Origin of the sequence: Pararhizobium qamdonense, from assembly GCF_029277445.1 — a bacterium.
Classification (GTDB): Bacteria; Pseudomonadota; Alphaproteobacteria; order Rhizobiales; family Rhizobiaceae; genus Pararhizobium; species Pararhizobium qamdonense.
Genome location: NZ_CP119570.1, coordinates 52,196 through 72,062, shown reverse-complemented (window position 1 = coordinate 72,062; position 19,867 = coordinate 52,196). Strand labels below are relative to the sequence as shown.

Sequence of the window (19,867 nt, the reverse complement as noted above, 5' to 3'; positions counted from 1 at the left end):
TTACTTCCCAAGCTGTTCAATATCGATACCGATCGAGGCCAAGACCCCGCCTGTGATAACTTCGCCGTAAACGAGGGGCAGAGCGCCTCCCTGCTCGTAGGTATTTCCGGGGCCGGACAGGAGAAACGACTCATCCTTGCCTTCGGCCTTTTCTTCAGGCGCCAGCATCTGGCTCACGCCGGCGACGGCCAACGCGACGCCAAGCATTGCCATGTTTCCGTAGGTTGCTCCGCCCAAAGCGCCACTCATGATCGGGGTTGCCAGCGCGCCGCCCGAAAAAAGGAACGCGGCGCCCACGAGAGCCACGCCAAGCACGACCTTGAGAAGGCCGCCCCGTTTGGAGCCGACGATTACCGGAGCAATATGAAGAGGCGCCTTGCCGAGCTTGTAGGTGGTGCAAAGATCGAGATCGAGGTCCGTCCCGCGGTCGATGTCCTTGCCGCGAACGACATGAAACTCGCCGGCGCGCATGTAGCGCTCGAAGTCGGGAAAGTTTACGCAGAGCGCGCGAACAGCCTCGGCTGCCGTCGCAACGTCCAGCTCGAGCTCGTAGCCGTAGCGCTTGCCCAATTCGCCGTGGAGGTAGATTTTACGCATTGGATTTTCCCACGTATCGGATCCACATTTCGGCATGGCGAGCCCACAAACCGGACGGTTCGCGACGCGATTGGCGCTTGGGAAAATGCTGGGCGATGGTGTCGTAGGTCAGCAGCACGCCACCGTGATTGAACTTCTCGGATTGCCACTTGAGCAGGAACACGTCGCCCGGACGGATTTCGGAGGCTGGAACTTCGACGAAACCCTCGCCAGCCATGCCGTCGATGTAGAGATCCTCGCCTGAAGCCCACCAACCCTCGTCGCGCGGTTGTTCGGCGATCAGGATGGGATCGAGCGGCCATTCGATGCCCTGCGCCGCACAGCCTTCGCGACCGAGACGAAAGACGTCTCGGATCAACGCAAAGCAGTCGGTTACACCAGGCACGAACTCGCGACCGAGCAACGGCGGAATATTGTCGTCGTCACCCCAGATGATCGGGGCACCCATGCGGTCTTCGTCGAGCGGAATGATCGCCCACGGCACATCGGTCTTGATCTGGCTTTCCATGTCGGTCTTGGACGGATGAAGCGGGCCATCGGGATGCGAGTGAACAATGGCTTGCATCCGACCGGTCAGGATCGCGTTCTTGTAGTCCGCGGGGTGGATCGCAAAATCCTGCGTTGGAACCTCGGCGATGTTCCGGCAGCGCATATACTGGCCGCCTACAACGATCCCGCAGGACTCGTTCGGATACGCATCGCGAGCGTGCATTTGCGCCGCAGAGACAATCTTCTCATTGAAAATCATGGACGAACCCTTCCAACGCCAGGAAAGCCACCGAAAGGCAGCGGGTTTTTCTCGCCGAAGCGGAGTTTGCAGCAGTCAACCGTGCGCGATGGCTGATCCTTGGCCTTGGTCGTCGGAAGGTTCTGCTTGTCGAAGTATTTGGTGCCCGTGTAGGGACAGAGAGCCTTCGAGTAGTCGAAGGTCTGAGTATTCGCGTTGTAGGCGCGGTAGCGGAACAGGCAGGTGTCACGGATGACCTGGCGACCGGGTAGCTTCTTGCCCTCCTGGTCGATCGCAGCCGACAATTCCCATTCCACGTAGACCGAGTTTTCAGTCGCCTTGCGATCGACCTTAAAGACGTCGGGTCCGAAAATTGCCGTCGGATCGGGATCAGAGCCGTCATCGAGATGATGCCGAAAAGTGCGAATGCGTCGAACCTCGCAACCCAGAAGGTCGCCATAGGTGTTGATCGCTGTCTGAATGAGGCCGTCGGCATTGGACATGCGCAGCGTCGGGGTCGGCAGAGCGCCCTGCCCCGAAACCTCGAAGCCCTCGAACTCGACGTCAGCCGGCTGGTATGTGATCCCGTCATGAATGACGGCTCCACCCTCAACGCGCCCCTGAACGAAATAGAACATCGCACCTCCGACCGACGTTGCGTCGAGACGGAAGAGTGAGACGTATTCGCCTGGGGTAAGGCTTTGCGCGGACTGGTAGATCGTAACCATGAAGCTCCTTTGAAGAAGCCACTATGGTAAATCAATATTGATTGACTGCCAACCCTGAATTAGACCTGATGTGAGAACGATTGAATAAAAGTCGCCGTGATTTTGCGGGTGCCGTTGCTATTCACGGTGTCGTCAAATTCTTCGCATGTCCACTTCAAGGCAACGGTCTCACGAGGCGGCTTGTAGTAGAACGGCCGGTCGCCTCCCCGTTCATCGAGGAAGTTGCTGATCTCCCAGGCTTGCGTGTCTGTGAGCGTTTCCCAGGCGATCGACAGCTCACGCTTGCGATGATTGACGCTGGCGCGGGTGGGCTGGCTGTAACCCTCGCCGAACTCAGCGGCGAGGATATTGTATTTGGTCTTACGACCGATGCCCGGCGACGGCGCGAGCGACGGAATGAAAGTGGGGAGTGCCATTAGCGACCCTTTCCTGGTGACAGCATGTTTCCTGGCCGCATCTGGCGCATCACCTCATCGACGACCACACCGCGCATGGTGCCTTCGATTTCCGAAGAGATCTGCTTTGCCAGATCCGCATTCTGCTCGGGCGTTCCGCCGCTTGCGTTGACCGTTACCGGCGCGTTGACGGAGATCTGCTGCGAGGTATTGCCCGCACCGCCCATCTGACCGCCCATGGCAGCCATCTGCTCCTTGGTGAAAATGCCCTCGTCCTTCTTGGCGATGATCGGGATCTCGCCAGGCAGCAGACGACGGCCACCGATGCGGTTTGCCCCGGAGTGATACTTCTTGGCATTCTTGAATACCGCAGGATTGACCAGGCGGGTCATCGATACGCCCTGCCCCAGCATCGCGCCGGTGTGAGCGGCGCCCACAGTCGCCTTCGCTGCCTTAGCTGGACCTGCGGCCTTAGAGGCTTTGCCACCGGCCCCACTGGCGTTCGGGGTCTTCGGACCCATCAAACCCGACATTGCCTTTTTGATGAACATGCTGATCACCTGATTGGCTACATTCTGCAGCGACTGCATCATACTTTTCAGGTCGCCAGTTCCAGTCACAAGACCCGTGAGACCGTCAGCGAGCGCATCGGTCCACTGCGTCGAAGTCTTCGCCAGATTACCCTGCAGATCGCCCCACTCGGCCATCTGCTTGCTCATCGGATCTTGAGCCGCATACTTCTTGCGAATAGCGGCCTTTTCGGCTTCGAATTGCTCGGTCGCGGCCACGTCGAGCTGACCCTGCTGACGGTAGTAGGTCATCTTGGCGTCTACCTCGGCCAGCTCCTGCTGCATGGCAGCCTGGCGGGATTGACCCTCGGTCATCAAACCGCGTTGAAGCTCGCGCGTCTTGGCATTCGAGGTTGAAACGTCCTGCAACAGCTCGGTCTGACCGAACATCGCAAGCGCCTGGCGCTTCTTCTCAAGCGCTGCACGATATTGATCGCTGTCCTGATCGTAGACGGTCGCGACGTCGGCGAGATATTTGTCCATATCCTCGCGCAGCGAAACGAGACCGGAGCTCTCGAGGCGCATGTTCGGATCTTTGGCCTTTGCCTTCAGCTCGTTGATCTGGCGCTGAAGCTGAAGCTCCTGCTCCTTGATCCGGACCTCGCTGTTTTCAATGTTGCCGGCAGCCTGCTTGCGATCGCCGCGAGACTTTTCAGCCGCGTCGAGTTCGCGCGCCAGGCGCAGCAGCTCCCGGTTCTGCTCGGTTTCAGGGTTTTTATCGCCGAACTTACCGGCAGAGATCAGCTTAGAGACGGCGCGGTAGTTCTTATCGAGACCGTCGAGGCTTTCCTTGGCCTCATCGATCATGCGAACCAGCTCGGCCTTCTTATCGACGCCGACCTGGGCTTTGGTGTCGTCGTTGAGCTTGCTTTCCTCCTCGGTCAGAGCCGTTGTTGCAAGTCGAGCCGCCTCGAGGAGCTGATTACGCTTCTCGAGAAATACGTTTGCTTCGCCGTAGACCGCACTCGTATCAACGACGGATTTGCTTTCGAAGGGATTGTTGATGTCGAAGGGCTTGTTCAGATCGACGGCCGGCTGAGCTGTAGAGGCCTGCTTCCCGCCGCGCCATTCGAAATGCATGGCGTCTTTGATGGAAGACCAATCACCGCCCCACGACAGACCATATTTTGCCGCAAGTGCCGAGATGTTCTTCGGCATATCGGTGATCAGGTCTTTGTTCATCGGGTTCGCACCCGGATTGATGTCGATGGCGTTGCCAAAAGCATGTTCGGACAGCGAATTACGACCGCGCTTGTTTCGCAGGTTGTAGCCGCCCAGAGATTTGATGTCGTATCCGGTGGCTGAGAGCTCGTTCAGGAAGCCCTTGAAAGCGTCAGCCGCAGCCTTGTGCACCTGGACCTGCAAACCCTTGTCGGTCGTGATGCTAGTGATATTGTTGTCTTTCCAGCCAGGCGCGTTCGGGTTGCCCCACTGCTGCATGTTGCCGGACATCAGGTTGGCACCGCCAAAAACTTTGCTCGCTGCGCCGGCAAAGCCCTTCCAGGCTTCGCCCATACCCTGCACCGTCGGCAGACCAGCGAACAACTGCCCAAAATTCACGCCGTTGACGCCATCGCCAATGCCGGTGACAATTCCGAGAGTCTTGCTGAGAACGTCATTGAGGGTCGTAACCTTGCCGACAGTGGTTTGTCCGAAGGTCTTGTCCATCGACGTGCCGACCGCATCAGTGACGCGACCCTGCATGGTCAACCCTTTGATCGAATCCTGCAGGGCAGCCAGCGCCGGTGAGTTCGGGCCGAGACCTTTGTAGGCACCCTGCTCGATCTTCATCCGGATTTTCTCGCCCTCGGTAAGCTCCTCGCCGCGGGCCTTCTCTTCAAGCTCCATGCGCTTTTCGATCAGCTTCAGGCGCGCACTTTCGATGTCGCTCTGAAGATCCTCGGCGCCCTCATTCATCTCCTCGAGGGCTGCCTTGCGACGCATCAGATCGGCGATCGACTGAGCCAGCTCCTTAACCTGGACATTGGACTTGTCGCCGTAAGCACCGCGCGCAAACTTCGCCAGGAACTCACCCAGCTCGTCATTGGCGCCATTGAGCTTGTCTTCGAGGCCTGCAACGTCGTCCGAGGTCTTGCCGAACAGCTTTTGCAGCTTCTCGACGTCCTTATCGGTGGTCGAGGCAGTGCCAACGTCGGGCAGGTCGCCGTTGATACGGAGGCCGGCCTGCTTTTCACGCACAGCGTCCAGGCGCTTGAGCAACTCGTCGAGCTGAAGCTGGCTGGTAAGCTGCATCGGCCCAATGCCGTTCTGGCTCCACAGATCTCCGACGGCTTTCTGAAGCTGCTCCTGCTGGGCGATGTAGAGCTGCTTGGCGTTTTCAAGCAGGCGTTCAGCGCGCTCCTTTTCCAGGGCGTCAATGCTCTTCCCGCCATCCTTCGCAACAGCGATGCGCTCATCCATTTCCTTCTGAATTTCTTCGCGACGGATCTGGTAGGCGCGCTGTTCAGCGGCAGTCTGACGATCGAGCTGACGCAAAGCAAAGTCGGAAGCCTTACGGGCATCTTCCTCGACGGCTTTGTTCTCCGCTTCACGCAGCAGAGCGCGGTCCTTGTCGATCTGCGCCTGACGCTCGGAGACCTTAGCCTCTTCCATATCGGCCTTGAGGGCGGCCGCGCGGCGTGCGGCGCGATCTTCGCCCGGCATGCCGATATACATGCCTGTGCGCGCCGACCGGCGCATCTGAGCAACTTCCTTGTTCAGCTCGGCCTGGCGTCGGTCGATGTCCTTTTGTGCATTCGGGATCTGGTCACGGGCGATGTCGCCGAACTCACGCAGGGTATCGATGGCCTCCCGGCCGCGGTTGCCGAACACGTCAAAAGCGTCAGCGATCTCGTAGATTGCGATCCCGAGAATACCAGCAACCGGAATGACGCTCATTGCGGCTGAGGCAAGGGCGCGCAAGCCCAGGGCAGCCTGTAGACGCGATGCGCGATCAATCGACGCGATAGACACAGCAGAGTTTGCCAGCGCGCGCTGGTGAAGCGCTGCGGCTGCAGAAGACTTGTTGAACTCGGCGCTGAGGATCTGAAGGCCAGCTACGACACTGGAATAACCGGCCTTGAGCGACGTCAAAACCGCAATCGCCGTGCGAATACCGATGACCCACGCTGCGAGCTCAGCGGCATTGTAGAGCGCGTGCCGGAACTCGACTGCCTTTTCAGCGACGGCCTGCAACCATTGCGCAATACTGGCGAGCGACTGACCGAGTTGCTTTGCAAACACCTGCCCACCCGAAGAGGCCAAGGCTTCGTTGAACTCTCGGAGCTGATCGGTCACGGTAGCGAAGAAGCCGCCCTGGTTGGCATCGCCGGTTTCGCTGTTGATGTCGCCGATGATTTGTGCAAATTCCTGCAGCTCGGTGCGGGTGCGGGCAAGCTGACCGGTGAAGGTCTGCATCATGCGCGACGCCGATCCACCGAAAGATCGGTCGAGCTCGCCGTAGAAGGCGTCAAGCGACGCGCCAGCAGCCATGCGACCCGTCGAGATGTGGTCGATCAGGGTCGCCATCGAGACGCCCATGGAAGCAGCCATCAGCGCCATCGCCTGTGGCATCGACTCGCCGATCTGTTGGCGCAGCTCTTCCATTTGGATGACGCCTTTGCCACTGGCCTGCGAAATCCCGAGGACCGTGCGCTCGAGGGACTGGCCGTCACCACCGAAGGCAGACACGCCGTCCAGAATGGCCTGAAGCGAGCCGTTCATCGGGTCCGTGCCAGTCGCTTTCAGCTTGGTGAAAGATGCCGTAAGATTGTCGAGACTGAAGGGCGCGTCTTTCGCGGTATCAACCAGCGACTTCACCTGGTCGGCAGCGTCCTTGACGGGATCGGCAGCACCGGACATCGAACGGAGCATGTGCGTCAGACGTTCAAACTCGGCATTGGTGCGCACGACGGCGCCAACCCAGGTATCCTGGATATTGATGATCTTGTTGAAGCCGACAGAGACGGCTATGGCGACGATCGAGACGTCGCGAAGGGTAGACAGGAAGCCCTGTCCGGCATCCTGTGCTTTCTCCATCGAGCGGATAACGGACTGACCGTCGGCGGCCATCTTGCGCAGAAAGGGCGAAGAACGTGAGACGTTTCGATTGAACTGGTCGATCGTCTCGCCGGCGTGCAACATGCGCGTCGTGAACGTGCCGTCCACCAGTTCCAGTTCAACCTTAATCGCCGTCATTCATTCATCCTAACTAAATCAATATTGACTTATCGACCTGCGCGCAAAATGCTTGCCCTCAGTGCTTCCAGCTTCTCCCGCTCAAGAGCAGGGTCAGGCTCGTTGGAGTTGATTTCGAGCGTTGCCTGTGCAGGCAGCGCGTGGACGTAGATCTCGCCCACTTCCTCGACCAGACGCTCCTGTAGCTTGACGACACCTTCCTGTGTGGTGACGCCGGCAAGCAGATGGAGCTGACGCATGTCCTCTTGGGCCTGAAGTCGATCAACGCACTTGTGGTAGAACCAGAAGCGTTTGACCGGGAACGCGAGAACCTCGTCGTGGGCGAAGTGAAAGGTGCGAATGACCCTGGCGAACAGAAGACCGAAATCGACCGATCTTAGCTCGCCTTGAGTGCGTTTCCCGAGGCGCCCTCGCCTGCCGGCTTGAGCTCTTCAACCTTTTCGCCGTTTGCGGTCATGACAAAATCTTTGATCTTATTGAGCTGGGTGAGCGTCAGACCTTCGAGTTCTTCCTTCGGGATGGTGGGCAGCGTGCGCTGGATAATCGACAGCGATACTTCCAGCTCCTTTTCGACCGACGCATTGACCGACAACTCTTCGATCGCGCGGGCTGTCTTGATAAAGCCGCTGACCGAGGTCTCAACGACCTTGTGCTCTTTGCCATTGAGCTTGATGGTAAAATCGACCGGGGAGTCGATAGCATCCAGGTCGAGATAAACAGGTTCCATTGCCATTCGGGGTTTCTTCCTTGTTGAAACGAAAAAGACTTACTGGGCGAAAACCCAGTAAGTCAATTTTGATTTACTTTGCGGAGCAAAGCAAGGGGTTATGCGGACGCAGACTCGTCACCGACGGCAAAAAGCTTGCCCGATGCGTCAGCGTAGCCCTTGAAGACCACGTTGAAAATCCGCTCCTGGTCCGTCTGGTAGGCGAACTGAATTGCGCCGGACGTCATCGCCTTGAAGATGGTGAAGTCGTCACGCGCATCGAGAGCGCCCTTCGGACGCAGGACAAGCTTCTTGGCGAGCTTGATCAGCGAGATGTTGGTGCCGGTTTCGACAACGACCTTGGCCTTCGTGGCATCCAGACCGCCCGTCAAGTTGGTCGTGGTGACGTTGGCAGGCGTTGCGGCCGTCTTGGCGACAGTCACGTTGCCGGAAACGCCGGTCGAGTTTGCCTTCAGCGTCACGACGCCGGCAACGGCAGTTGCGGTAATGCCGATTGAGGCGTTGTTGACAGCCGCAGCCAGGGCCGCCGCGGCAGCGGTGATCGAGGCCGGAATAGCCATGTCGCGCGAACCGCTCGGCGTGGTCTTGAAGGTGAAGTCGATACCGTCGATCGTAATCTTGTCGGCATTAACCGGAGCTGCGGTTGCGAACGTAACGGTGCCCTGCGCCTTCACGCCATCGCTGACGAGCGTGGAGCCCGGCATGACGCGCGCAAGGTTTTCGAGCGTGGTTTCGGCCATCGGAACCGTCACCTGGACCGTGCGGCCCGTGATAATTTCGTCGATCGGGGTTTCACCCATCTGATCAACCGTCACCTCATGGGTGTTGGTCTGAACTTCGACTTCCACGCCGCCCTTGGTATAGCCAAGGTCAGCAGAGTCGAAGAGGGCGGTGCAAACACCCAGTTTTACGTTCTCAGTATTCGAAGGCATCGATCTTCTCCTCTACGGCCATCGGTAAGTCAAAATTGATTGACAATAGTATGAGGCACGTAATGAGATCGCGCAACAAAAATCAATCAACAATGATTGACTAATGCAAAACCTTTGCTTAGACCGGTAGGTTTGGCCGCTAGACGGGCTTTAGGGTGAATGCTGTTTGAAAGTTCAGCGACCATTCTGTCGCATTGCCGCTCGCGGCCGGAAACTGAATCGGCAGGGATTTTGGGTAAAAAACTTTCAGGTGCACGGCGCCGCGCTCATCGTTGGCTTCATAAACTTCCTCTCCTGTCACCGTCAGCAGCCCCATCACAGCGTTCGCAAGCTTGCGACCGACCGAAATCTTATTGTGCCGAACGATGACCTTCAGATTGGGCTTGTAGAAATGTGGCAGATGCGGATCCACGCGGATACCGTCGAGCGGCTCAAAAAGGCCGATCGCGACGGTTTTGTCAGCGGGGATGGTTGAGCGAAATAGCGTGACACCCTCCTCCCCTAGCCCGGCGTCTTCGATCTTCTTGACGATAATATCCCAGATCATTCGGCAACCTCCTCTCTGATAACGCCGACCAGGCGTGCCTTCAGCTTTTCTTCTTCCGGTTCAGCGGCGCGCGTCAGAAAGCCTGGACCTACAGTTTCATCCTGACTGTCGTTCTTCGCCTGCGATTTCTCACCCAACTTGTAGTCGCCTTCGTGCATGAAGGTTGCATAGTCCTCAACTCGGACGCCGTTGACAGTGGGCTCGATCACGATGTCGATCGCCAGACGCCGGCGCGAACCCTCGTATCCAACCTTTTTGGCGATCGCCTCTTCCAGGTTGTGCTCATCCACCGGCGCCATCTTTTTTGCAGTCTGAACGATACGATCGGCAGAGGCATGCATCGTCTTACGGGCGTTTTCATGCACGCGCTTCTCGATGTTGCGCAGGCGCAGAATGTTAGCCTTGATTCCCGTGACCTTCATGCTGATCATGGCGTCACATACTCTAAATCGCTTTCGTGATGATCGAAGACCCCGAAAGCCGTGAACCGTGGATGCGTGCCGGTGACGCGCAGGGTCAGACCATTGACGTGAACGATATCGTCAACCTTCAGCTCGAGCTTAGTGAGGATCTTTGCCTCGGCTGCCATTTGATCCGCCTGGCCGCGGGAAGCCGAGCTGTCGGATCGCACAGAGGTCTTTTCGGACTGAGCAGCCAGACGCACGACAGACAGCGGCAATGAAGCCGGATCGCCGTAAATCTCCTCGCCATCCAGATTGCGCTTGGTCATACGCTGATAGGTGCCGATCTGGTTAGGCGTAAACATTGGCAAACCCTTTTCTAAGCCAGGCGTTTGCATTCGGATGAAAGACAGTCTCGCGGATCTCTGAATAGGTCGGAAGTTCCGTGCTCGACGACAGCGCGATAATCATGCCGTCATGCTGGGCGTCGGGGGAATGATGTTCGACGACCGCGCGGTCGAGGCCATGATCAGCCAGTGTGAACAGAACGACTTCGTTGTAGATCGACAGGAGTGTCTGTCTGTATACCGAGCGAACAAACAGCTTGGATTCCCATTTGCGAGACGCCTTGTCGTGAAAGAAGAACTCGAGATCGGCCTTGTTGCCGATCATGTATTCGACCAGCGCCGCGCGCTGGGAACGGCCGGACGAGCGTGATGCCAGCGATACTTCCAGACGCACCCTTTGAATCGATCTGCGCATTGTTGCAATGTCGCGTGAAGCTTGCGCGAGCAGTTCATCAGCGAGATAGCTGCCCGACACGCTCAGATGCTCAAGGGCTTCGTCGGAGAGAGATTCTGTGTCGTTACTCGCAATTTCGTCAATCGTCGTTGTGTGCGCAATCTCAGCGATTTCCTGAATTGCGGCTTCGCGTGCTGCGCTCTCGCTTCCAAGGAAGGTCATTGCGAGCTGGCTCGCTTCTTGAGAGGCGCCGGCGTCATCGAGAATCTGGCTGTTGAGCGCATTGCGATAGACTGCACGCAGACCGTCGGTGAAGAGAGCGTATCGTGCAGCAGCCTGGCTGGCGAGATCCGTCAGGTGATTGCAGATCATGCGCGGGCGACCCTCACCGAATAATAGACAAAGCCAGTGAGCGCTCGCAGTGCCTCATAGGAGACGCCGAGCTCGAGCTTCCCGCCGCGAAGCATGATCGAGCTTTCACCAACGGTTTCGGAAATGACGCCGGCGCGATGTCGGGTTTCATATGGATTATCGGTCAAAACCTCGTTGGCTTCGACAATCTGGGCGGCGCGCAGGGCCTTACGCAGATCAATCGGCATTGCCAGAAAGTCGGCCTTGGTAATATCGGCCCAGTCGCCCGGCTTGATCACCACATCGCAACGATCACGGTCACGGTCGTGCCGAACCGGGTTACTGGTCGATACGACCTTGTGCTCGACCTTGTGGCTTGCGTAGCGAAGCTGCACACGCGAGAGCCGGCCGTAGGCGTTGATGAGCGCAGCCGTCTTCTTCTCATCGGTAGCGGCAGACCAGGCGGTCAGGCGCGGATTATCGCGCGCCAGCACTTCAGCGGCCGGCAGCGTCAGAAAGGTGTTGTTGAGCAGCTCGAGGCGGCTTTCGGCCTCGATGATGTAGGAATGAAACCGCGGAAAAACGATCGTGCCGTTTCCGAGATAGACCCGCAGGGTGCGCGCAGCAGAAAGCTCGCCCACCCCGAGAACATTGAGGTCGGCCGGCACTGTCACCGTCACCTTGCCGTCGGCCAGGTCAAACGGGATTGAGCCGAAGTCTTCGATCTGCTCGTCATCGCCGTCATACAGCTCGGCCGTGACGCCGGTGACTACCAGCGGATTGCCGCTGTTATCGGTGAAGAGGACATCGATCGTGACGTCATAATTCTCGGGGTAGAGCTTCATCATGGCTTATTCTGCGTCCAGGCGCTTGTCGAGCTCAAGCCGCAGGAGGCCTTCGCGGTTTTCGTTTTCAAGGCCGTTCCACTCAGCAGTGGTGCCACCGAAGGTCGCAAAAGCGGCCGCGACGATATCGCCCAATTGAACAGTCTCACCGGCGATATCGTAGCTGGACGCAAGCACGCTGGATCCGAGCAGCGTTTCGGCGCTGATCTGAGAGGCGACGATGGTCTCGGCATTGATTGCGGCCGCGATGATAGGCTCGGAAAGGAAAGGCAGGAGCTTGGCGTCGTAGTGCTTTTCGAGCGCCTCGACTTCCTTGTCGATCAGAAGCTTGCGCTCGTGGTCGGCCAGGTTGTTCCATCCCGTGAGCGACTTGCCGGAGTTCTTCAGTGCACCTTCAGCCAGCGTGGAGCCCGGAACGATGACGTCGAGGATCTTGTATTCGTCGGCCAGGCCTTCGTAGCCGGCCACGACCAGTTCTTCTTCCTGGACCTCAGCAATCTGTTCGACTTCCTCGTCGGTCGCAAGGGTCGTCGCCGACAAGACCTGCCCACCGGCCGTTTCCATCTTCTGGTTGCGAAGCTGAAGGAAGGTCGATTGAGCAGCCAGGATCTTTTCGATAAGTTCCGGAATGCCGCGACCCTTCACCTTCCACTTGTCGCCGATGTCGCGAAGACCCTTCATACCACTGTCATCGGCGATCTTCTCGAGGTCGGCGCGGGTGAACAGACTTTCGACCGGCGCCGTCAGCGAGCGAGCAGCGTCGAGCTTGGCTTCCATGCTCTTTTCGGCTTCCGTCTGAGTGCCCAGCGTGCTGGCGATCGGAGCGCGGCCCGCAGCTCCCGCGATAAGGCGGTGCTGAATGCCGACATTGACCGAAATCTCGCCCTCTTCACCTGCGGCATCGCACTCGACAACGCGAACAGAGGCGGCGATGCGATCTGCGATCAGGGGAGGAACCGGCTCGGTCGAGATGCCATCGCGGAACGTGATGATATTGAGCTGACCGTTGTAGCCCTGCCAGCCATTCGAGATAATCTTGAGATAGTGCATTTGTCACCATTGTTTGCGTTGAATACAAAAAGGGCGGGGAAAGCCCCGCCCTATTGTAAGTCAATATTGATTGACTGAAAAGGTTAAACGTTGAGGATGCCCTTGAGGCGAGCAACCGAGTGAGTGGCCTTGAGGGCAGTGCCCGCATACCACTTGACGCGGAACCGGCTGGCATCCTTGTTCTGGATCGTGCCGATGTCTTCGAACTGGATACCAGCGGAAGGACCACCGTAGATGCCGTGGAAGCCATCAGCTTCGTTCAGACGCAGAGCGTAGATCGAGGCGGTGTTGTTGGCCGAGCCCTGAACTTCGTCGGCGGTGAGGAAGTCATTGATGATGACCGGGATACCGTCGTAGGCCGGGACCGGCTTGCCGAAGTTCGGGATCTGGATCATATCGCCGGTATTACCGCCGAACGAGCGCATGATGCCGCGGATTGCGCGCCAGGTGCCCTTGCGCATCATCAGCACATCGGCGCCAAGCTTGACGGCATCGAGCAGCTCGTCGAGCATTTCGGCAGAAACCGCACCACCGTTTGCGCCAGCAACGAGCGTCTGAGCGGCTGGGGTCAGCTTCTTGATGCCGTCGAAGGACTTCGCATTCACGGCGCTATCGCCATTGACGATCGTGCGCTTGAACTTGCGACCGAGACCCTTGGCCTTGGCAGCGAGCTGAATGGCAACCTGCGGGTTGAGGCTCGACTGGGTAGCGGCGGTGAACTTGTCGATGTCAACGTCACCAGCAAGCACCTTGAGCTTGGTCGTGACTTCATCGAACGTGGCCGCGCCTTCCGGGACGGCCTCGTAGGCGTCCAGGAACTCACCTTCGGAGAGCGTGCCCTCGCGAACGTAGGTAAACGTTTTGTCGCTGACGTGTTGGAACGGCAGCAGGGCGAAAAGGGATTCGGTATCGATGATTTCTTCGATGATACCGCGAGCCTTGTCCTCCTGGGACAGTTTCTCGGCTTCAGTGATCAGCAGCGGCATTGTGATTTCTCCTCTACGTGGCCGTCGGATTAGTAAGTCAAAATTGATTGACCATAGTCTAACCCGACGGATACGCATTTGCCAAGAAAAAAATGTAAATCAATATTGATTTACTGCCGCGAATCGCGCTATACCGATTTATTTGCCTTTTTCCATGCCCGCGAGGATACGCGAAACACCATAAAGACCACGGTCCTTTTCTTGCGTCTTGGGCGCTTCAACCTTGGCCGACGAGGATCCAGCACCAGCCTTGGACTTGTCGCGATACAGCGAATCCTTCTCCGGATCGGCGTCGATAATGCGCTTGATCGCATCCTCGAAATCAACCGGCTTACCCGCGGCGTCGATGAGCTGCGTGCGATCCTTTGCGCCAGCCGGCTTGTCGTAGCCGACGATATTACCATCGACGACCTCGAAGTGCGCGGAATAGATTGCTCGGGCTTTTGCACGCGGAAGCACCAGGTCTTCGCCAATAAACTTGGACTCGGAAAAGCGGCGACCGACGGTCAGCTCGTTGATGGTGCTGTCCTTGCCGGCAAGCTGCTTTTGCAGGTCGGCGATCTGATCGGTCAGGGTCTTGGTTGCAGCGGAATGCTGTTCGGCCATCATTTCCTTGACGCGGGTGAAATTGCCAGCAGCCTCCTGGGCCGCGAGCTCAGCAGTGCGCTTTTCCTCGAGGAGAGCGCGAACGGCGTCCGGATCGATGCCGTCGAACTTGGCGACAGTCGCTTCGAGTTCCTTGATGCGGTTCTTCTTCGCCATCACTTCGGCGAGCAGACCCTTATCCTTGTCGTCGGTCTTGTTGGTAGCCGCAGCCGCAGCAGCAGCCTCTTCTTCAGCGGCGAGCTCCTCGGCGGTCTTTACAGGCGGGGTCTTCTTTGCAGCTTCAGCAGCAGCGGCAGCCTCGGCAGCGAGTTCTTCGGCGGTCTTGCCGGTGCCATTCTCATCAGGCGTCTGGAATGCGATACGGGGTGCGCCCGGATACATTGGAGCGGCAGCAAATGCGCCCATGGCAGCGGTTGCACGCAGGGCTGTCATCAAAGTCTTCGTCATTTTCTCTTCCTTGCCCAGTCTCTCGGGCGTTCGATTTGGGGTGGCCGGTCACTTGGCCGTTCGGGTAGGCACGTCTGCAAGCCGTCAGTATCTCGACGGGTTCTTAGGCGGTCGCTTATGCGGCCTGTTTGTTTGGCGAATCCTTCGTCACCTGGCCCTGTCGCGAGGGACTGGCCGGAGACTTGGCAGCGCCAAAGCTGGTTGGAGCGCCCAGAAGATCGACACCTTCCAGCCACTTGTTGATGTCCTTATCCATCTTGGCCTTGATGTCGGCCTTCAGGCGCGGAAAGAGCTTGTTGACCAGGATACGGAGCTGTTCGCGACGAACTTCAGCCGGAGCCTGGATTGTGGCGAGCTGCTCAGCGACAGCCAGCTCGTCCATGAGGCGCATGACGTCATAGGTTTCAGGATACTTGACGAGCTTCTCACTCGGGGCTGCGACGCCGGCCCAAAGGCACACTAGCTCGACAATTTCGTTTTCGACTTTTTCGCAGGACTGGCCCTTTGCAGTGAGCAGCGAGTTGACACGCTCAAAGTCGTAGGCCTTGGCGACGCCGGAGGAATTGTCGATGCCGACCGCGTTGTCTTCCTTGGTCCGTTCACCGGCCAGGCCGATCGTGTGGTAGATCTCGTTGATGATCTTGTTGATCACCGTAAGAATGACGTTCGCCTGCTTCGGATCGGGCGAGAGGTATTCCGGCTTGCCGTTGCCCAGGCCTGCGTCGTAGGTGAAGATCCGCTTTGTGCCCATTTCGATCAGCTTGTTGTAGCCGTCGTCACCGGGCATGAGGTTTTGAGCCGGCATGGCGAGCTGAGAAAAGGTCTGATCCTGGATGATGGCATCCAGGTTGGAGAGGTAGTTTGCAACCGCACGGTCGAGATAGGCGATATCGTCGATCAGGCCCGGCGTGCGATACGGATTGTCCGTGATGATGTGATCAAGGAAGACAATCGGCACGCGGCCGAGATTGTGGGCACCCTCGTCCAGAACGACAACCTTGGTCGCAACCTTCTTGCGCCCACGGGTATTTGCCGATGTCTCTTCCTGCTCCTCGAACAGCGTCCAGTCAGTGCGGGTCCAAAGCCGAACACGCGTCGTGACTTCCCCGGTGCCATTCATAGGGTCGGCGTCGTCGCGGAAATACTCGCGCACTTTGACCCAGAGCAGGCCACCGTCGCCCTCTTCGTCGTAGGCATAATCGAGCAGATCACTGGCATCGACGGGATAGGCGTAAATCTTGCGTTTGGCTTTCTTCGCATCGGCGATCGAAATGGCGCCCTCGCGCACATTGGTATCGACGATGAGCGCTACCCTGCCCTTAACCGACGAGGACGCGCCGGCCGAGCGCATCAACTGCTCGACGCGGAAGTTTTGCAGGGTGGCGCACTTCCAGAACTCCTTGACGGGTTCCGGGGCATTGTCAGTGTCGCGGGTGATGGCACCCTTGAACAAATATTTCTGGACGAGATCGACCACTTCGCGCGTGTGGTTGAAGCGGTAAGCGCGCTCGACGCGAGCATTATACTCGATGTCGCCTTCCTTGTGATACCGAAACACGTTCGAGACGAACCAGCCACGGCCGCCCTCGTAGGTCTGCTGCAGGAACGCCCAGTGCGCGACAGACCGGGCATAGTCCGGGTGCCGGCGATCGTAAAAACTCCTGAGCTGTTCCTCGTGCATAATCGGTCCTTAAGATTGAACGTCAATGGTAAATCAATATTGACTTATCGTCAACGTTACAGCGAGACACCGAGAATGTTGACCTTGCGAACAGGGTATTCGAAATCCGTGAAGTAGCCGAGCGCGTCGGCTGGGTGTTCGACGCCGGCTTTCTTGTCCACGTCGCGTGTCCCGGCTTTGTAAATCGTCTGCTCCATTGCGTCGATCGTGCGCTGAGCCTTGCGATCGAAACGCATCCGGATCGTGCCCTCAGCGTCCATCAGCAGACGATTGACCGAATTGACCCGATCATCGACAGCCGGATGCTTGCGCTTAAACTTGATCCTGGTGAAGCCGGCGTCACGCAGGATTTCGAGCGAAGACTCGCCGCGAGCGTGCGTGCGGCTGTTGCCGGCCGGGTCCGGGTAGATCGTGATAGCATTGATATAGCGATGATAGCGGCGTCCAAGCTCATCTGCCGTCTCCTGAGTGTTGGAGCCAGGCAGAATTGCTTCGTCCACCACCCAAATCTCGCCATTGGGCTGCACCTGCATGATGACCGACGACATCGGATCGATGTTGAAGTCCTGGCCGATGATGATCGGCAGTCGTGGATTGAATGGGTAGTCGCCAACATGCGTGCGCCGGTCGAAGGGATAGTAGACACGACCGGACATGGACTCGAAGGACGCCTCGAACTCCTGACGGAAGGACTTCGGGTCCATTTCGCGCCGGGCCGTCTCGATTTCGGCACGCGGAATGAACGGCGACATGATTGTCGGGAACTGCCAGCTTTTCCACTGGTTGACGACAATCTTGCCCTTCTCGTCCTTATAGGTGTCGCCCCGCTGACCCTGGACATACATATCGTAAAGCCAGTTGAAAGCCTTCGGCGTGCCAATGAAGATGACCTGGCCGCCCGTCGAGGCAAGCGTCGGACGCAGAACTGTCTTCCAGACCTCTTCCTTCATGTCCTGGGCCTCGTCGAGCACCAGGAAATTGATACCCACGCCGCGCAGCGTATCCGGATTGTCGGCACCCTTCAGCTCGATGCGCGAGCCGTTGATCAGCCGGATGGTCATCCGGGTTTCATTGATGCCGTTGAACTTGATAAGCGCTTTCGGGATCGACCGCTTGAGATCGTCCCAAAGAATCTGCCGGGCCATTTGATAGGTCGGCGCCACATACCAGCAGAGCTGGTTCTTTCGCGTTACCGCAGCCTTGATCAGCGCGATCTTGGAGATCTGCGTCTTGCCCCAGCGTCGGCCGGCGACAATAACCTTGAAGCGGCGCCTGTCCTTCAGAACGATCTTTTGGCCGCGATGTGCCTTGAGGATAAGGGGCGCGGTCATTCTGCGATCTCGATCGAATTGATTTCAGCCAGGATTGCGTCAGGATCTTCACCCTCACCGATAAGACCGTTTTCGCGATGGTGCGCCAGGATGTCTTCGTCGGTCAGATCCTCGAAGTGGATCGACGGCAGATCGTCCTCGTCAACCAGGTCATTGGCGCGCAGAATATCGAGCCGGGTAATTGTGTTTTCCACCAGGATCTTCTGGTAGCGCTGCACAGCCTTGAGATCATCATCGGTCGAGGCTAGCGTCCCAGTCGAAGATCCACCGGCAGCCGCAGCGTTTTTCAACGCATCAGCTACGATCTTCTTTGCCAGCATGTCGGCTTGCTTGAGCGCTTTGTAGCCGTTCGTCCGGGTCTCTTCGATCCATTCGGCGCGCTTGTCGTTATAACGCTCAATCGCCGCAGTAGCCTGCTGGCCCGCAGTAGACGCGACAGCCTGCTTCACACCAGCCGACACTGCGGCTTGCACCTCTGACGCGCGTGAGCCGTATTCTACGCCATCTGCCTTGAAGCGACGATGAAGCGCCTGCCGGGAGACGTCGAACTTCTCACCCAGGTCAGACAGACGCATCTTGCCGAGCTCATACAGCTCTTTGGCTTCGGCATAATCCGATTCCGAAAGGCGTTTAGCTTTGTCGGCAATATCGCTCGCCGGAGTGGTCGTTTCATCAGTCATTACGGAACCAGTCAATCAATATTTACTTATCTTACCACGCAGCACTCGTTCCGGTCCATCTCCCTTCATAGTATGTTATACATATAGAAACTTAGTATATAATACATAGAAGGGAGACGGACCGGATAGCTTAGCGGAACCACTGATATAAAAGCGGATTAGGCTTGATCAGAACAGACAGTCCGGCTCGCTCTTTGGTAATCCACTTTCGCTCTTCAAAGGTTTTAAGGATCTTCCGGAGTGAACCGTATGCACAGGCGTAAGAAAGACTTGCGTGGACTTCCGTAACAGTCAGAAACCTACCCTCGTCAGCAGCCTTCAGAATGATACCGGCGATCTCGGAATGCTTTTCGCCTCGACGAACTCTGCTCATGGCGCCCACTTCAGCGGCTCGGACGTTCCCTGACAGTCGAATGCGAGAAGAGGCAGGCGCGCGGGCACACTCCCAGGCCGGTCCACCACCTTCCAGACGCCATACATCGGCGATGCCAGACTTACCTGCTGGATACCCTTGATCAGATCGCGCACGCTCATGCCGGCGACTTTCTCCTGAGCGCGGTCGCGGGCCGCACCGGTATTTTCCATCGCGGAATTGCGCAGGTAGAAGTCTCGGCAAGCCTGGATGAGTTTATCCTGGTTGCTCGATGTCTCGATTTCCGTAACGACCGCCTCAAAGTCCTGGGGCGTCGCATCGAAGTGCGAGCGGAAGAACTTCAACCCGGCGTCGTATTTGTTGGCGTTCTGGGGCGGCGCGAACTTAAAGCCTGCCTTCTGGCCGAAAATGTTGAATTTCGACATCGACGATTGGATCTCGATCACCTTCAGCGGCTTCGCTTCCTCGGCCGCTTCCATGCGCGACACAAGATTCATCATGCGGTAGCCGGCGCCAATCCCACGATACATCGTGTCCACGACGAAGCGCGAGATTACCCGGAAGTTCTTGTTGAGGAACTTATATCGGTTGGTGTTGGTCATCTTGGTGTCTTGGCCGTTCGGCTTCAGGTTCGGAAAGGTGATATGCCGCTCGCGCAGCATTCCCTTGGGTGCCCCCGTGACCAAAACGCCGATCGTGTCGCGGCCGATTACCAGGCGCCAGAACTTCGGCGCGAACGGCAAAGCCTCTGCCTTGTAGTGAAGATCGTGCAGCAGTTCCCAGTCCGCAGCCGTGCCCCGCTCGACGAACATATCTTCGGCCAGCGTGAAACGTGCTCGAGGGTTTTCAAAACGCTGCACAATCAGCTCAGGATCGCTCACGCCGCGCTCCGTCAAGTTTTGCGAATGCGGGTGCGCTCGCAGTGCAAGTGCTCACCAGCAGCGAAATAGCGAATG

Annotated in this window: 20 protein-coding genes; all 20 read right to left on the bottom strand. The window is 57.8% G+C overall.

Features of this window, described 5'->3' with window-relative positions:
• Complete coding sequence (locus tag PYR65_RS30255) at nucleotides 1-597, bottom strand: tail assembly protein (RefSeq protein ID WP_276122571.1); 597 nt, start codon at nucleotides 595-597, stop codon at nucleotides 1-3.
• Nucleotides 590-1,345, bottom strand: coding sequence for a C40 family peptidase (locus PYR65_RS30250; protein ID WP_276122570.1), 756 nt, complete (start codon nucleotides 1,343-1,345; stop codon nucleotides 590-592). Before PYR65_RS30250 ends, PYR65_RS30255 begins: the two co-directional genes overlap by 8 nt.
• Nucleotides 1,342-2,052 carry a phage minor tail protein L gene (locus tag PYR65_RS30245; RefSeq protein WP_276122569.1) on the bottom strand — a complete coding sequence of 237 codons (711 nt, stop codon included), beginning with the start codon at nucleotides 2,050-2,052 and terminating at the stop codon, nucleotides 1,342-1,344. The genes PYR65_RS30250 and PYR65_RS30245 overlap by 4 nt, the downstream gene beginning before the upstream one ends.
• A 59-nt stretch (nucleotides 2,053-2,111) precedes the next feature.
• Complete coding sequence (locus tag PYR65_RS30240) at nucleotides 2,112-2,468, bottom strand: phage tail protein (RefSeq protein ID WP_276122568.1); 357 nt, start codon at nucleotides 2,466-2,468, stop codon at nucleotides 2,112-2,114.
• Nucleotides 2,468-7,213 carry a tape measure protein gene (locus PYR65_RS30235; protein WP_276122567.1) on the bottom strand — a complete coding sequence of 1,582 codons (4,746 nt, stop codon included), beginning with the start codon at nucleotides 7,211-7,213 and terminating at the stop codon, nucleotides 2,468-2,470. The genes PYR65_RS30240 and PYR65_RS30235 overlap by 1 nt, the downstream gene beginning before the upstream one ends.
• Before the next feature lie 29 nt (nucleotides 7,214-7,242).
• Nucleotides 7,243-7,452, bottom strand: a complete 210-nt coding sequence (locus PYR65_RS30230; RefSeq protein WP_276122566.1) for a hypothetical protein — start codon at nucleotides 7,450-7,452, stop codon at nucleotides 7,243-7,245.
• Nucleotides 7,453-7,589: 137 nt separating this feature from the next.
• A complete protein-coding gene (locus PYR65_RS30225; protein WP_276122565.1) occupies nucleotides 7,590-7,946 on the bottom strand; it encodes a hypothetical protein in 357 nt (118 codons plus the stop codon).
• Nucleotides 7,947-8,038: 92 nt separating this feature from the next.
• On the bottom strand, nucleotides 8,039-8,872 hold the full coding sequence (locus tag PYR65_RS30220; protein WP_276122564.1) for a hypothetical protein: 834 nt from the start codon (nucleotides 8,870-8,872) through the stop codon (nucleotides 8,039-8,041).
• Between the two features lie 139 nt (nucleotides 8,873-9,011).
• Nucleotides 9,012-9,419 carry a minor capsid protein gene (locus PYR65_RS30215; protein ID WP_276122563.1) on the bottom strand — a complete coding sequence of 136 codons (408 nt, stop codon included), beginning with the start codon at nucleotides 9,417-9,419 and terminating at the stop codon, nucleotides 9,012-9,014.
• Nucleotides 9,416-9,850, bottom strand: a complete 435-nt coding sequence (locus tag PYR65_RS30210; protein WP_276122562.1) for an HK97 gp10 family phage protein — start codon at nucleotides 9,848-9,850, stop codon at nucleotides 9,416-9,418. Before PYR65_RS30210 ends, PYR65_RS30215 begins: the two co-directional genes overlap by 4 nt.
• Nucleotides 9,847-10,185 (bottom strand): hypothetical protein, encoded by a 339-nt coding sequence (locus PYR65_RS30205; protein ID WP_276122561.1) that lies wholly within the window; start codon nucleotides 10,183-10,185, stop codon nucleotides 9,847-9,849. The genes PYR65_RS30210 and PYR65_RS30205 overlap by 4 nt, the downstream gene beginning before the upstream one ends.
• Complete coding sequence (locus tag PYR65_RS30200) at nucleotides 10,172-10,933, bottom strand: hypothetical protein (protein ID WP_276122560.1); 762 nt, start codon at nucleotides 10,931-10,933, stop codon at nucleotides 10,172-10,174. The genes PYR65_RS30205 and PYR65_RS30200 overlap by 14 nt, the downstream gene beginning before the upstream one ends.
• Nucleotides 10,930-11,760, bottom strand: coding sequence for a hypothetical protein (locus tag PYR65_RS30195; RefSeq protein ID WP_276122559.1), 831 nt, complete (start codon nucleotides 11,758-11,760; stop codon nucleotides 10,930-10,932). The genes PYR65_RS30200 and PYR65_RS30195 overlap by 4 nt, the downstream gene beginning before the upstream one ends.
• Nucleotides 11,761-11,763: 3 nt before the next feature.
• The gene (locus PYR65_RS30190; RefSeq protein WP_276122558.1) at nucleotides 11,764-12,807 is read right to left on the bottom strand and encodes a hypothetical protein; all 1,044 of its coding nucleotides are present in this window, start codon (nucleotides 12,805-12,807) and stop codon (nucleotides 11,764-11,766) included.
• An 83-nt stretch (nucleotides 12,808-12,890) separates the two neighbouring features.
• Complete coding sequence (locus PYR65_RS30185) at nucleotides 12,891-13,793, bottom strand: major capsid protein (protein ID WP_276122557.1); 903 nt, start codon at nucleotides 13,791-13,793, stop codon at nucleotides 12,891-12,893.
• 138 nt (nucleotides 13,794-13,931) lie between these two features.
• Nucleotides 13,932-14,846: a DUF6651 domain-containing protein gene (locus tag PYR65_RS30180; protein ID WP_276122717.1), complete on the bottom strand. Its 915-nt coding sequence runs from the start codon at nucleotides 14,844-14,846 to the stop codon at nucleotides 13,932-13,934.
• A 115-nt stretch (nucleotides 14,847-14,961) separates the two neighbouring features.
• Nucleotides 14,962-16,527 carry a phage portal protein gene (locus PYR65_RS30175; RefSeq protein WP_276122716.1) on the bottom strand — a complete coding sequence of 522 codons (1,566 nt, stop codon included), beginning with the start codon at nucleotides 16,525-16,527 and terminating at the stop codon, nucleotides 14,962-14,964.
• Nucleotides 16,528-16,583: 56 nt separating this feature from the next.
• A complete protein-coding gene (locus PYR65_RS30170; RefSeq protein WP_276122715.1) occupies nucleotides 16,584-17,858 on the bottom strand; it encodes a phage terminase large subunit in 1,275 nt (424 codons plus the stop codon).
• A complete protein-coding gene (locus PYR65_RS30165) occupies nucleotides 17,855-18,538 on the bottom strand; it encodes a hypothetical protein (protein WP_276122714.1) in 684 nt (227 codons plus the stop codon). Before PYR65_RS30165 ends, PYR65_RS30170 begins: the two co-directional genes overlap by 4 nt.
• 369 nt (nucleotides 18,539-18,907) lie before the next feature.
• Entirely contained in the window at nucleotides 18,908-19,792 is an 885-nt protein-coding gene (locus PYR65_RS30160; protein WP_276122713.1) for a hypothetical protein, read from the bottom strand.
• Nucleotides 19,793-19,867: the final 75 nt, after the last annotated feature.

What these genes read in the sequence shown, in the direction of transcription:
- PYR65_RS30200 (WP_276122560.1), bottom strand. Translation starts at nt 10,933, where the DNA reads ATGATCTGCAATCACCTGACGGATCTCGCCAGCCAGGCTGCTGCACGA.
- PYR65_RS30255 (WP_276122571.1), bottom strand. Translation starts at nt 597, where the DNA reads ATGCGTAAAATCTACCTCCACGGCGAATTGGGCAAGCGCTACGGCTAC.
- PYR65_RS30195 (WP_276122559.1), bottom strand. Translation starts at nt 11,760, where the DNA reads ATGATGAAGCTCTACCCCGAGAATTATGACGTCACGATCGATGTCCTC.
- PYR65_RS30190 (WP_276122558.1), bottom strand. Translation starts at nt 12,807, where the DNA reads ATGCACTATCTCAAGATTATCTCGAATGGCTGGCAGGGCTACAACGGT.
- PYR65_RS30180 (WP_276122717.1), bottom strand. Translation starts at nt 14,846, where the DNA reads ATGACGAAGACTTTGATGACAGCCCTGCGTGCAACCGCTGCCATGGGC.
- PYR65_RS30170 (WP_276122715.1), bottom strand. Translation starts at nt 17,858, where the DNA reads ATGACCGCGCCCCTTATCCTCAAGGCACATCGCGGCCAAAAGATCGTT.
- PYR65_RS30240 (WP_276122568.1), bottom strand. Translation starts at nt 2,468, where the DNA reads ATGGCACTCCCCACTTTCATTCCGTCGCTCGCGCCGTCGCCGGGCATC.
- PYR65_RS30230 (WP_276122566.1), bottom strand. Translation starts at nt 7,452, where the DNA reads ATGCGTCAGCTCCATCTGCTTGCCGGCGTCACCACACAGGAAGGTGTC.
- PYR65_RS30235 (WP_276122567.1), bottom strand. Translation starts at nt 7,213, where the DNA reads ATGACGGCGATTAAGGTTGAACTGGAACTGGTGGACGGCACGTTCACG.
- PYR65_RS30165 (WP_276122714.1), bottom strand. Translation starts at nt 18,538, where the DNA reads ATGACTGATGAAACGACCACTCCGGCGAGCGATATTGCCGACAAAGCT.
- PYR65_RS30205 (WP_276122561.1), bottom strand. Translation starts at nt 10,185, where the DNA reads ATGTTTACGCCTAACCAGATCGGCACCTATCAGCGTATGACCAAGCGC.
- PYR65_RS30225 (WP_276122565.1), bottom strand. Translation starts at nt 7,946, where the DNA reads ATGGCAATGGAACCTGTTTATCTCGACCTGGATGCTATCGACTCCCCG.
- PYR65_RS30185 (WP_276122557.1), bottom strand. Translation starts at nt 13,793, where the DNA reads ATGCCGCTGCTGATCACTGAAGCCGAGAAACTGTCCCAGGAGGACAAG.
- PYR65_RS30220 (WP_276122564.1), bottom strand. Translation starts at nt 8,872, where the DNA reads ATGCCTTCGAATACTGAGAACGTAAAACTGGGTGTTTGCACCGCCCTC.
- PYR65_RS30175 (WP_276122716.1), bottom strand. Translation starts at nt 16,527, where the DNA reads ATGCACGAGGAACAGCTCAGGAGTTTTTACGATCGCCGGCACCCGGAC.
- PYR65_RS30210 (WP_276122562.1), bottom strand. Translation starts at nt 9,850, where the DNA reads ATGATCAGCATGAAGGTCACGGGAATCAAGGCTAACATTCTGCGCCTG.
- PYR65_RS30250 (WP_276122570.1), bottom strand. Translation starts at nt 1,345, where the DNA reads ATGATTTTCAATGAGAAGATTGTCTCTGCGGCGCAAATGCACGCTCGC.
- PYR65_RS30215 (WP_276122563.1), bottom strand. Translation starts at nt 9,419, where the DNA reads ATGATCTGGGATATTATCGTCAAGAAGATCGAAGACGCCGGGCTAGGG.
- PYR65_RS30245 (WP_276122569.1), bottom strand. Translation starts at nt 2,052, where the DNA reads ATGGTTACGATCTACCAGTCCGCGCAAAGCCTTACCCCAGGCGAATAC.